A 12148-nucleotide genomic window follows, 5' to 3' on the forward strand; every position below is an offset into this window, starting at 1 on the left:
CAAATGTTGCGGCGTCAATTTGTACACCATTGAAAATAAAAGCGAATTTGAAGCCCGTTTTATCTTTTGGAGAATTGTTGCTAAGGATGTCGCCGCAACTGGGCGGCGAATGGATACGCCAGGCTTCCATGCCGGTGTATATTGGTGGCGCCGAACTCAATATGGCTTCGGCGCTGGCCTTGTGGGGCGTGCCGGTAACGTACCTGAGTGCTGCGCCGGATAATTACCTCACCCATGAAATTTGCACAGCACTGAATGCAAAAGGAATTGCTACAGATCGCATGCTGATACGCGGCGAACGAATCGGTACTTATTATTTGCCGCAAGGCACCGACCTTAAAGGTGCCGGCGTTGTATACGATAGGGCCCATTCATCGTTCTGGCAATTACAACCCGGCGAGCTTGATTGGGATGCGTTGCTCGAAGGTGTTTCCTGGTTTCATTTCAGTGCCATTGCACCGGCATTGAATGAAAACATTGCTGCTGTTTGTAAAGAAGCATTAGTTGCCGCTGCACAAAAAGGCATCACGGTTTCCGTTGATTTAAACTACCGGGCAAGGCTGTGGCAATATGGAAAAACACCGGTAGAAATCATGACCCAATTACTGCCCTATTGCAATGTGGTGATGGGCAATATCTGGGCAGCCGAAAGCATGCTGGGCATTGCGGTGCCCAAAGACCTGGTGCACGAAAAAGGGGCGCTGCTGGCACAGTCTGAAATTGTTTCCAAAGAAATAATGCAACGCTACCCTGCGTGCAGCCAGGTGGCCAATACGTTCCGCTTCGATCACAACGGCGCCATCAACTATTATGCTACCTTGTACACAGGCGGCGCATTGCATGTTTCGGAAGAATTCAATGCCGATCGCGTTGTAGATAAAGTAGGCAGCGGCGATTGTTTTATGGCAGGCCTCATCTATGGAAATTACAACGCGTCTGCACCGCAGCAAACCATCGATTTTGCAGCCGCTGCTGCATTCAGCAAATTGTTCATCACCGGCGATGCGACCACAGCTACTGTGGCCGACATCCAAAAAACATTAGCACAACATGCCCGTAAATAAAGCCACTGCACTGGATGCGTTGCTGCAGCAAAAACTGCTGCCGCTTTTTTATCACGATGATGCCGACGTTTGCTGCAACGTGATGCAGGCACTATACAACGGCGGGGTGCGGTTATTTGAATTCACCAATCGCGGTGCCAATGCACTCACCAACTTCCGGTTGATGAAAGAGCAGGCGGCGCAACAAATGCCCGACCTGATGCTGGGCATTGGCACCATTAAAAATGTTGCTGCTGCCAACGCGTTTATGGATGCAGGTGCCGATTTTATTGTTTGCCCTACCATCAATGCCGAAGTGGCAAAAGTGGTGCATGCCAACGGCATGCTATGGGTGCCCGGTTGTATGACGCCAACTGAAATTGCAGCAGCCGAAGAAGCGGGCGCCACGCTGGTGAAAGTTTTTCCGGGCAATATTTTAGGCCCTGGTTATATCAGTGCGGTAAAAGAATTGTTTCCCGATCTGCGCCTGATGCCCACCGGCGGTACCGAGCCGGAAGCAACCAACCTGCAGGCCTGGTTTGGCAGCGGTGTAGCGGCCGTGGGTATGGGCAGTAAACTCATTACTGCAGCCATGCTGCGCGACCGTGATTATACAGCTATTGAAGCTGCTGCCCGCAGCGTGCTGCAACTAATAGCACAGACATCAGGCAGCGCAAAAGTTGCGTCATAAAGCAACAGCAGCAACGCATTGCAAAGTGCGTTGCTGACAGAAAAAAATAAAAGCGATTGCTTCACCATTTAACTATTTGCATGCTGGCAACTCCTTCCAAACATACCGCAGGTTCGGGCACCGAAAGCCGCGGCCAACAGCACATCAGTAAGTACCGCTGGACCATTTGCAGCCTCCTGTTTTTTGCCACCACCATTAATTACCTCGACCGCCAGGTGCTGTCCCTTACGTGGAAAGATTTTTTGGTGCCTGAGTTTCACTGGACCGATAGCGACTATGGTACCATTACGGCGCTGTTCTCTATTTTCTATGCCATCTCGATGTTGTTTGCCGGCCGCTTTGTTGATTGGATGGATACCAAAAAAGGCTTTCTCTGGGCCATTGCTATCTGGTCGGCGGGGGCTGTGTTGCACGCATGGTGCGGCATTGCCACGGCCGGCATCATCAACGGCGATTGGTTTGTGGGTTTTGAAGGCGCAAAAGAATCGCTGGAAACAGTGAGCAATGTAGCGCTGGTTACTTCTACCTCTGTTACGCTGTTTATTTTTGCCCGATTTGTATTAGCCTTGGGAGAAGCCGGCAACTTCCCCGCGGCCATCAAAGCCACCGCGGAATATTTTCCTAAAAAAGACCGTGCATTATCCACCAGTATTTTCAACTCCGGTGCTACGGTGGGTGCATTGCTGGCGCCGCTTACCATCCCGTTCATTGCGCATGCATGGGGCTGGGAAATGGCGTTTATCGTCATTGGTTTGTTGGGTTTTGTGTGGATGGGTTTTTGGATTTATATGTACAAAAAACCAGAAGTGCACCCGCGGGTAACCAGGGGCGAACTGGAGTACATTCAGCAGGACCTGGTGCAGCACGACCCGGTAACCGAGCCCACCATTGCCGCACCCAAAAAAATATCATTTGCAAGCTGTTTTAAATACCGCCAAACATGGGCTTTTGCCCTCGGCAAATTCATGACCGATGGCGTGTGGTGGTTCTATCTTTTTTGGACGCCTGCTTACCTCAAAGACATTTATGGGATGGACTCCACGCAAAGTGCGTTGCCGCTGTTTGTGTTGTATGTCATTACGCTGCTGTCCATCATCGGGGGCTGGCTGCCCACTTTTTTTGTAGAAAGGAAAGGCATGAACCCCTACGAAGGTCGCATGCGGGCCATGCTCATTTTTGCATTCTTCCCGCTGCTGGCGCTGCTGGCGCAACCCTTGGGCACCATCACTTATTGGCTGCCCGTCATCATCATTGGCATTGCCGGTGCAGCGCACCAGGCATGGTCGGCCAATATATTTTCTACCATCGGCGATATGTTTCCCAAAAGAGCCATCGCCACCATTACCGGTATTGGCGGCATGGCCGGTGGTGTTGGTTCGTTCCTCATCAACAAAGGATCGGGTGTGTTGTTTGAGCATGCGGGCCGCACCAATATGCAGTTTGCCGGTTTCGAAGGAAAAGAAGCGGGTTATTTCATCATCTTTTCCATTTGTGCCGTAGCTTACCTTATTGGCTGGCGCATCATGAAATGGCTGGTGCCAAAATACAGCCCCATTGCGGATCAGTAGAAAAGACAGAGCTGGTGTTTAAACTAAATAGCGTTTATACCTTACTGTTACCCGAATTTAATTTGTAAAAAAATCAATCATGCAGCAAAATAACAGCCACAACAACCGGCGGTCGTTTTTAAAAACTTCGATACTGGGTGCAGCAGTTTCGGTAGCGGCACCAGCGCAGCTGTTGCATGCAGCGGCGGCTGTCCCTAAAAAGCGCATCCAATTGAAGAAGGGTTCGGTGGTGCTGTTCCAGGGCGACTCGATCACTGATGCCGGCCGCAACCGCAACAGCAAAGACGCCAACAACACCGGTGCATTGGGCTCGGGTTATGCGTTTATGGCTGCGTCCGATTTGCTGGCAAAAGCTGCAGACAAATCGCTTACGTTTTATAACCGCGGCATCAGCGGCAATAAAGTGCACCAGTTGGCTGCACGCTGGCAGGACGACTGTATTGCGCTGAAACCCGATGTGCTCAGCATCATGATTGGCGTGAACGACCATTGGCACAAACTCAATGGGGCTTATAACGGCACCATTGAAACATACATCAACGATTACCGCAAATTATTGCAAGACACGCGACAGGCTTTGCCCAATGTACAATTGATAATTGGCGAGCCGTTTGGCGTGAAAGGCATTAAAGCGGTGGATGATAAATGGTACCCCGAGTTTGACGCATTTCGTGCAGGTGCCCGCAGCATGGCGCAGGAGTTTGATGCGGTGTTTGTGCCGTATCAAAAAGTATTTGATGATGCGCAGAAAACGGCACCCGGCGTGTACTGGACCTATGATGGTGTGCATCCAACCATTGCCGGTGCCAGGCTGATGGCCAACGCATGGCTGGAAGCAGTAAAATAGTTTTGCTCCTCTTTGAACCAACACCACTTGCATGAAGCGTTACTGCCTGGCCCTTGATTTGGTGGCCGATCCCGAACTGATTGCGGCTTACGAACAGCACCACCAACAAGTGTGGCCCGAAATACTGCAAAGCATTAAGGAAGCAGGCATTGTAAGTATGGAAATCTACCGGGCGGGCAACCGTCTATTCATGATCATGGAAGTTTCCGAGGCATTTAGTTTTGAGGCAAAGGCTGCAGCTGATGCCGCCAACCCCAAAGTGCAGGAGTGGGAGGCTTTGATGTGGCGATATCAACAAGCAATACCCAGCGCTGCACCCGGTGAAAAATGGGTGTTGATGGATCGGATCTTTGCTTTGTAAAATTTGCTGACAAAGCACCTTGTCGAAACAATTTTTTTTTGCAACCAAAACAAAATAGGGCTATCTCCATCCCAAACTAGATGGGCATTTTAATCTAAACAGGTATCAGTATTTTTTGCTTCACGATACCGTAGTGTAAAGATGTTGTCAGCCATATTACTAACTGCTCCGCTTTATGATGTTTTTAATTGTTCCCCTTATAATTTTTGCTGTAATTGTCGGGATTAATTTTTTCAGTTATTTAAGCAACAACCACATTTATAGTCGCCGCGATGTGTTCATTGCTGCCGAAGTTTGGACGGTATTGATTGCACCAGCACTTTTCCTGGACAAGTTTGATATTGGGCAAAAAAATGATTGCTGTTCTGATAGCGCATTATTTGCTCCCGGCAACAGTGCCGGCATTTACGTGGTTATTGTACTGTGTACCGCTGCTTATTTTTATGCATCTCTTCGTGAACGGCTCTCTACGCCTCTTGTAGAGTTGCTGCTGAATGCGGTACTTATTACCGGCTTGTGTTTAAATGTGTTGCTTGTTATGCACATACACCCACAGGAGTTTGGCGGATTTTTTTGGTCGCTTGGAAACGTGCCCATCATCATGCTGTTCATCATGGTAATGCAAAAGAACAAGCAATTGCTGCAAAACGGGCTGGAGCAAGATAGGGTAGCGGCCCATAATGCGGTGTCTGCAATAAGCCTGAAAATATTGCGGTGCAATGCATGGATAAGGTTCCCGGTTTTGGCGCTGCTTGCATTGCCGTTATTACTTCTTTTATCGCTGGTTCTTTTTTTATTTGGGCAAAAACCCGATACGTTGATCCGCGCATTTACCGAAACCTACAAACATGGTTTTTCGCAACTTGATTACATGTGCGAAAATGTGCAGTGCGGCGGGCATTTTTTATGTTCGGTGGCGGCTAATGGGCATAAGGCAATTGTGCAGCCGGAGCGGTATGGCGAAAGAAACGGGCACAAAATTATTTGTAACCGGCAGTTGCTTATAGCCAATGCATTTGAAGACCTGCTGCAACAACACACGCCACGTGTGCATCAATGCATCAGGAAGGAATACAACAAAGTGGGATCGCTGGTACACCGCTATTATGGTGTGTTCAACAATAAGCTGGTGGCAGATGTTGTTTATGTGGTGATGAAGCCTTTGGAGTGGTTCTTTTTGCTGGTGCTGTACGCTTTTGATACGAAGCCTGAGAATAGGATTGCGCAACAATATTTGAGCAGTAAGGATAGAATGAAAATTCAGGAAGTGCAGCAAAACAAAGTATGAGCAAAGGTCGCTGCACTAATTTGCAATATCAAACTGTAGTTGACACCTAACCATGAACGAAATTGAAATCTTTTACCCGGCAAATGTGGCAGCGTGGCGGGAGTGGCTGGAAGCCAACCATCTTGCCAGGCAATCGGTTTGGGTTGTCTTTTATGCCAAGGCATCGGGCAGGCCCACTATTACCTGGAGCGAAGCGGTGGATGTAGCGCTTTGCTTTGGCTGGATCGATAGCAAGAAAATAAAGATCGATAACGAAACTTCTCACCAGTTTTTCAGCAAGCGAAAGCAGCGCAGCACCTGGTCGAAAATCAATAAGGATAAAGTAGTGCAACTTATTGACCGTGGGCTGATGGCGCCTGCTGGTTTTGAAAGCATTGCCATTGCCCAGCAAAACGGCTCGTGGACCGTTTTGGATGAAGTGGAAGCATTGACTATTCCTGCAGATTTGGAAACGGCATTTGACATGCATCCAGGTGCACAAGATTATTATTTAAGCTTAAGCAAGAGCATTCGAAAAATGATGCTGCAATGGCTGGTGCTTGCCAAACGACCCGAAACGAGGCAAAAGCGCATCAATGAAATTGCAGAACTAGCAGCACAAGGAAAGAAGCCGAAACAGTTTTAGCTACAAAAAAGTAAAAGTATAAGCTAACAATACCTGTTGCTTTCACAAGCAAAGAGCACCTTACTGCAAAGTAAATATTCCACTCCAATCTCCGCAACTGCAACACTTCACTCCGTTACCTTTATACCATGCGTTTGAACCTATATTTCCTGCTTGCATTCCTGTGCCCTGTATGGCTACATGCACAGGCCGACGTCACCATTACCTTCGATACTGCAGCAAAGCATTTTACCGAGAGCCTGCCGGTAGGCAATGGCCGCCTCGGGGCCATGATGTTTGGCGGCACCAGTAGGAGCCGCATTGCTCTCAACGAGCTTTCACTTTGGTCGGGTGGGCCGCAGGCTGCCGACCGCGACAGTGCCTGGAAATACCTCAAACCCATTCAGGAGTACCTGTTGGCCGGCAACAACGAGGCTGCGCAAAAACTGCTGCAACAACAGTTTGTATCTAAAGGCGTGGGCACAGGCTACGGCAGCGGCGCTAAAGAAAAATACGGCGCTTATCAAACCCTCGGCGACCTCTATATTGCTTGGGCCGACAGCAACGCGGCTGTTACCAACTATAGCCGTACGCTGGATGTTGAAAAAGCGGTTGCTACTACCCGTTATACCCGTGGCGGAAATACTTTTACCGAAACTCTTTTTACTGATTTTGTAAACGATGTTATTTGGGTGCGCCTGCACAGTGCCCAAAAGGGCGGCATCAATGCGGCGCTTTCGCTGTATCGTGCCGAAAATGCTACCATCACGGCTGCAGGTAATGCGTTGATAATGCGAGGCAACCTGCCATCGGGTAGCGACAAGGGCATGTTCTTTACCGCCACTGCTGTGCCATCGGTTAAAGATGGTCGCATTACCACCACCGGCAACGCCGTGCAAATTTCCGGCGCTACGGAATGCTGGATCCGCATTGCAGCCCGCACCAACTATGGTTTCCAATCGGGCGGGTTGCTGCCTGAAGCAAATGCAACAGCCGCTTTACGTGCCGACATTGCTAAAACCGCCGCTCTTCCGTTTGATGCGGCACAAAAAGGCAGCACAGCAGCTTTTCAAAAAGACTTTAATAAATGCCGCCTGCAGTTGCCCCCCAATGCCGAAGTGGCCAACCTAACCACACCGCAGCGGCTGGTGCGCTATGCCACCGGTGCCGCCGATGCGCAACTGCCGGCGCTGTATTTCAATTTTGGCCGCTACCTGCTTATTTCTTCTTCGCGGCCGGGGCTGCTGCCCGCCAACCTGCAGGGGCTGTGGGCTGTGGAGTACCAAACGCCCTGGAACGGCGACTACCACATCAACATCAACCTGCAAATGAACTACTGGCCTTCGGAACTGACCGGCCTGGGCCACCTGGCCGAGCCGCTGCACCGCTTTACTGCGGGCCTGGTTACCAATGGGCAAAAAACCGCCAAAGCTTATTACAACGCCCCGGGCTGGGTGGCCCATGTGGTGTCCAATCCCTGGCGTTATACATCACCGGGCGAAGGCGCCGAATGGGGATCCACGCTTACCGGCGGCGCCTGGCTGTGCGAACATATTTGGGAGCATTACCGCTTTACCCGTGACACCGCCTTTTTGCGGCGTTATTATCCTGTAATAAAAGGCGCTGCTCAATTCCTGCAATCCATTTTAATACAGGAAAGGGGCAACGGCTGGCTGGTAACGGCGCCGTCCAACTCGCCGGAAAATACCTACATCATGCCCAACGGCTACAGGGGCCAGATTGCCATGGGCCCCGCTATGGACATGCAGATTTGCCGCGAGCTGATGGGCGCCAGCATTGAAGCGTCTCGCATTTTGGGTGTGGATGAAGCCTGGCGAAGCGAACTCCAATCCTTGGTGCCGCGGCTGGCACCCAACCGGGTGGGCCAGGCCGGCGACCTCAACGAGTGGCTGCATGATTGGGAAGATGCCGAACCGCTCCACCGCCATGTGTCGCACCTGTATGGCCTGCACCCGTTTGATGAAATAACGCCATGGGCTACGCCCGAGCTGGCTGCCGCTGCCCGCAAAACATTGGAAACCCGTGGCGATGAAAGCACCGGCTGGAGCATGGGCTGGAAGATCAACTTCTGGGCACGCCTCGGCGATGGCGACCATGCGGCCACCTTGCTGCGGCGCCTGTTGCAGCCCGGCTTTGGCTCGCCGGCCGCGCAACGCAAAGGCGGCTCTTACCCCAACCTGTTTTCATCGCACCCGCCTTTTCAGATCGATGGGAATTTTGGCGGCACCGCCGGCATTGCCGAAATGTTGCTGCAAAGCCATGGTGCCGACGAAGCCATCCGCCTGTTGCCCGCGCTGCCCACCGGGGCCGATTGGGCGCAGGGTTCGGTAAAAGGACTGCGGGCCCGCGGTGCTTTTGCGGTGGATATTTCGTGGCGTAATGGAGCGGTGCAAACCGCTGCCATTTTTTCGGAGCAGGGCCGTAGCTGCAAGCTGCTGCTGCCCGCCGGCAAGCGGGTTTTATCAGCCACCGGCTCGGTGCTGGTGCCTGCTTCAGCCGAAAGCAAGCTGGTGCAGTTCCCAACCGAAAAAGGGCGTTTTTACCAGGTGTTGTAACTGCATTTTTTAGCCAGCAGCACTGCACTCCTCGGCGCCTGTTGTGTCACTCACTTCAGCGTTCGGGGTGCTAATGGGCAATTCCCAAAATGTTCATTTAAAAAATAAGGGTGAAGATGCAATGAACGGCTGTTTCCTGCCGAACAGCGATCTGCAGCACTTCACTACAGTACCACTAAAGCCACATCAGGGAACGGGCCCGCAACCAGGCTGTCATTGGTTGCGGGGGCCTTTTTTTGTTACTTTTTTGGGCAAACAAAAAAGTAAAAGCAACAGAACGCACTAGGCCAGAATAGCGAATTTTGCAAAATTTTTTGCACAACACACTGAATGAACGCCAAGGGTTTTCAATTAAGCTTAATACGTTTTTTATAAACAGAGTGCCCGGCTTAATAAAACCATAACCTTGTTAACGCCCCAGTTTGCCACAACTTAAAATGCTATAATTTGTTGCACCCAAGAATCCAACCCTATTGAGCCAGGCACCCATTGACCTATATCACCACAAAGCATCAACCATGCGTTTTTTACCCGCAATTTTAATCTTTGCATTTTCCATACAAGCCGGTGCCCAGCCCCTGCAGCCGGGCTTCAGCAAAGCTGAATACATCGAACTGCTCAAAGTGTCGGCGCAGGCCACTTCCGACACCAGCTATTCGCGCCGCAACCCGCCGCCGGAGCGGTTCAAGCTGCACTACCGCTCACCAGTGCTGGGCCTCGACAACCGCTACGACCTGTGGACCGACGGGCAGGGCACCACCGTTGTTTCCATACGCGGCACTACCCGCAACCAGGTTAGCTGGCTCGAAAATTTTTATGCCGCCATGACGCCGGCCCGTGGTGAGCTCCAGTTTCCCGACGGACAAACATTTACCTACAACCTCACCAATTACCCCAACGCCGCCGTGCATGCCGGCTGGCTGCTGGGTATGGCGTTCATGGGCCGCGATATGCTGCCCCGTCTCGATTCGGCTTACGCAGCCGGTTCGCGCAACCTGCTCATTATGGGGCACAGCCAAGGTGGCGCCATTGCTTACCTGCTCACCGCCCTGCTGCGCCAGCGCCAGGCCGACGGCCAGTTTGCCCCTGAGTGGCGCATCAAAACTTATTGCAGCGCCGCACCCAAACCCGGCAACCTGCATTTTGCCTACGCCTATGAAGCCGCTACTGCGGCCGGCTGGGCGTACAACGTGGTGAACAGCGTGGATTGGGTGCCCGAAACACCGGTGTCGATCCAAACCCTGGAAGATTTCAACGTGGTCAACCCGTTTACCGGCGCCAAAGCATCGTTGGGCAAACAAAAGTTCCCGATGCGGCTGGTGATGAAGCATGTGTACAACCGCCTCAACAATAGCACCCGCAAAGCCCGGAGAACCTATGTGAAATTTTTGGGTGAAGTGGCTGGCGGCCGGGTGGAAAAAGTGTTGGAAGGGCTGGAGCTGCCGCCCCGCTTCAATTCCAGCCATTATGTACGCACCGGGCAGTATGTGGTGTTGCTGGCTGATAGTGCTTACCTGAAGGTGCATCCCAACACTTCTAAAAATGCATTTGAGCACCACTTTCATGGCCCTTACCTGCAGTTGGCGCAAGCCTTGCCCGACGGGGCAGGTGCGCCGGTGAGTATAAAAAAATAACGGCAGCAGGTTGGTGAAAACTCGGTACGTTTTTTTCTTTAACTACCGGGTAAAGCTAACCACCATGAAGCCCTATTTTTTCCTTCTATTGCTGCCCCTGCTGGCATGGGCCTGCAGCAGTACCGACACAACCGCCACCGCCAATCATACCGATACAGCAATGGTATCAACCGGCAATTATGCCGCAGCTGCGCCACTGCCGGCGCTGCCCGCCTGTTACCTTTACGTGGCCGCCGGCGACACGCTTTTTCTGCGCTTGCGCAGCAAAGGCGAGGATGGCGAGATCAATGGTGATATAATGGACCGGGCCGGCGTGAAGGAAAATTTCAGCGGTTCTTTTTTTGGCCAGATGGAAGGCGATACGCTGATTGCCAACCACAGCTACATGCAAAAAGGAAAACGCAAAGTGCGGCAAGTGGCTTTTTTGCGCCGCGGCGATGGGTGGATTGAAGGCAAAGGCCCCGCAGTGGAACGCAACGGCATCCGCAGCTTTTCGGACCGCGGTGCGCTAACTTTCGACGGCAATGCTTTTCAAAAAGCTTCCTGTTTGTAGCAGCTGCTGGTCAAGTGAACATGCCTGTAGTGAGGTTGTTTTTTACAAAAAAACATTCAGTCAAATACAAACGATTCATTTCCCGAAAAATGGGCTGCCAAACGGTGGCCCCTTTTTTTTAGTAAAAAAGCCAAACGAGATATATGCGCAGATTTACTATTTGTCTGGCCTTGATGTTTGTAACCCTGTCGGCAGTACATGCACAGGAGGTGATTTCGCAGAAAAAAGCTTTTTACATCCACTCGTGGCTGGGCTTGGCCAGTCCCGGCTTTGATGACCTGAACGCCACCCTGAACAGTGCCAACCAGGTGGAGCTACCCGAGGTGTTCTTTTCGCGGGGCGGGGGGTTTTACCTGTTTTACAACAATAGCCGCGTGGTGCAGTTTTTCCAGTTTGCCACTTATTCGGGCAGCAAGGAGTCGGGCATTAAACGCTCCTGGGCCCGGGGCACACAAATCGGTACGTCGTGGGGCATCGACCTGCGGCGCCGTACCCGCCTGCAGGCCATTCCGTATGCCGGTGTGGCGTATTCCATGCTGGGACTACGCTTCACCAATGCCGACGCCAGTTCCGGTTTCACGTCTTATTTAGCGGGCAGTGGCAACCAGTTTTACGTGTCGCAAAACCAGTGGCTGGGCAATGTAGGCATACACTTGGGTGCTTCGCCGGTGGGCAAAAGCGGGTTTGGGCAAAAACTGGATCTGGCGGTGCGGGCAGGTTATTACATTCCGCTGAGCCACGGCAAATGGAAAGCCAACCATGCCGACCTGAGCGGCGGCCCCGAGGTAAACTCGGGCGGGCTTTATGCCGGTGTGGTGCTGGGTTTGCGCCAGTAACATTTGCTTTTTACACTGTGGTGCAGCAAAAAGCCCACTGTGGAAACAGCGGGCGACTAACGATTGCTTGCCATATGATTACGTTGCAGAGAGCCAACCAACTAGTGGTTGTGGCTTCAAAGAAAGCACGGAAGCACCTGTTGTTTG

General features: G+C 51.7%; 11 protein-coding genes. All 11 read left to right on the forward strand.

The genetic code is table 11. From position 1 onward, the window contains the following. Window positions 1-47 precede the first annotated feature (47 nt). The 11 genes from DRJ53_RS11450 (at window position 48) to DRJ53_RS11505 (ending at window position 12001) form a co-directional block, all read left to right on the forward strand. A complete protein-coding gene (locus DRJ53_RS11450; protein WP_114235938.1) occupies window positions 48-1064 on the forward strand; it encodes a sugar kinase in 1017 nt (338 codons plus the stop codon). Then, on the forward strand, window positions 1051-1734 hold the full coding sequence (locus DRJ53_RS11455) for a beta/alpha barrel domain-containing protein (protein WP_114235939.1): 684 nt from the start codon (window positions 1051-1053) through the stop codon (window positions 1732-1734). Before DRJ53_RS11450 ends, DRJ53_RS11455 begins: the two co-directional genes overlap by 14 nt. A gap of 80 nt (window positions 1735-1814) precedes the next feature. Beyond that, on the forward strand, window positions 1815-3302 hold the full coding sequence (locus DRJ53_RS11460) for an MFS transporter (RefSeq protein WP_114235782.1): 1488 nt from the start codon (window positions 1815-1817) through the stop codon (window positions 3300-3302). Window positions 3303-3381: 79 nt separating this feature from the next. Beyond that, the gene (locus DRJ53_RS11465) at window positions 3382-4149 is read left to right on the forward strand and encodes an SGNH/GDSL hydrolase family protein (RefSeq protein WP_114235783.1); all 768 of its coding nucleotides are present in this window, start codon (window positions 3382-3384) and stop codon (window positions 4147-4149) included. Window positions 4150-4180: 31 nt separating this feature from the next. Further along, the gene (locus tag DRJ53_RS11470; RefSeq protein WP_114235784.1) at window positions 4181-4510 is read left to right on the forward strand and encodes an L-rhamnose mutarotase; all 330 of its coding nucleotides are present in this window, start codon (window positions 4181-4183) and stop codon (window positions 4508-4510) included. Between the two features lie 178 nt (window positions 4511-4688). Next, window positions 4689-5798, forward strand: a complete 1110-nt coding sequence (locus DRJ53_RS11475) for a DUF6688 domain-containing protein (RefSeq protein ID WP_421911558.1) — start codon at window positions 4689-4691, stop codon at window positions 5796-5798. A 52-nt stretch (window positions 5799-5850) separates the two neighbouring features. Further along, entirely contained in the window at window positions 5851-6423 is a 573-nt protein-coding gene (locus DRJ53_RS11480; protein WP_114235786.1) for a YdeI/OmpD-associated family protein, read from the forward strand. Between the two features lie 128 nt (window positions 6424-6551). Continuing rightward, window positions 6552-8978 carry a glycoside hydrolase family 95 protein gene (locus DRJ53_RS11485; protein WP_114235787.1) on the forward strand — a complete coding sequence of 809 codons (2427 nt, stop codon included), beginning with the start codon at window positions 6552-6554 and terminating at the stop codon, window positions 8976-8978. Window positions 8979-9496: 518 nt separating this feature from the next. After that, window positions 9497-10612, forward strand: a complete 1116-nt coding sequence (locus DRJ53_RS11495) for a lipase family protein (protein ID WP_114235940.1) — start codon at window positions 9497-9499, stop codon at window positions 10610-10612. Between the two features lie 64 nt (window positions 10613-10676). Next, window positions 10677-11165 carry a hypothetical protein gene (locus DRJ53_RS11500; protein ID WP_114235789.1) on the forward strand — a complete coding sequence of 163 codons (489 nt, stop codon included), beginning with the start codon at window positions 10677-10679 and terminating at the stop codon, window positions 11163-11165. Between the two features lie 143 nt (window positions 11166-11308). Then, window positions 11309-12001 (forward strand): hypothetical protein, encoded by a 693-nt coding sequence (locus tag DRJ53_RS11505; RefSeq protein ID WP_123893527.1) that lies wholly within the window; start codon window positions 11309-11311, stop codon window positions 11999-12001. The last annotated feature ends 147 nt before the right edge of the window (window positions 12002-12148 follow it).

This window comes from Paracnuella aquatica (assembly GCF_003332885.2).
Lineage (GTDB): Bacteria > Bacteroidota > Bacteroidia > Chitinophagales > Chitinophagaceae > Flavisolibacter > Flavisolibacter aquaticus.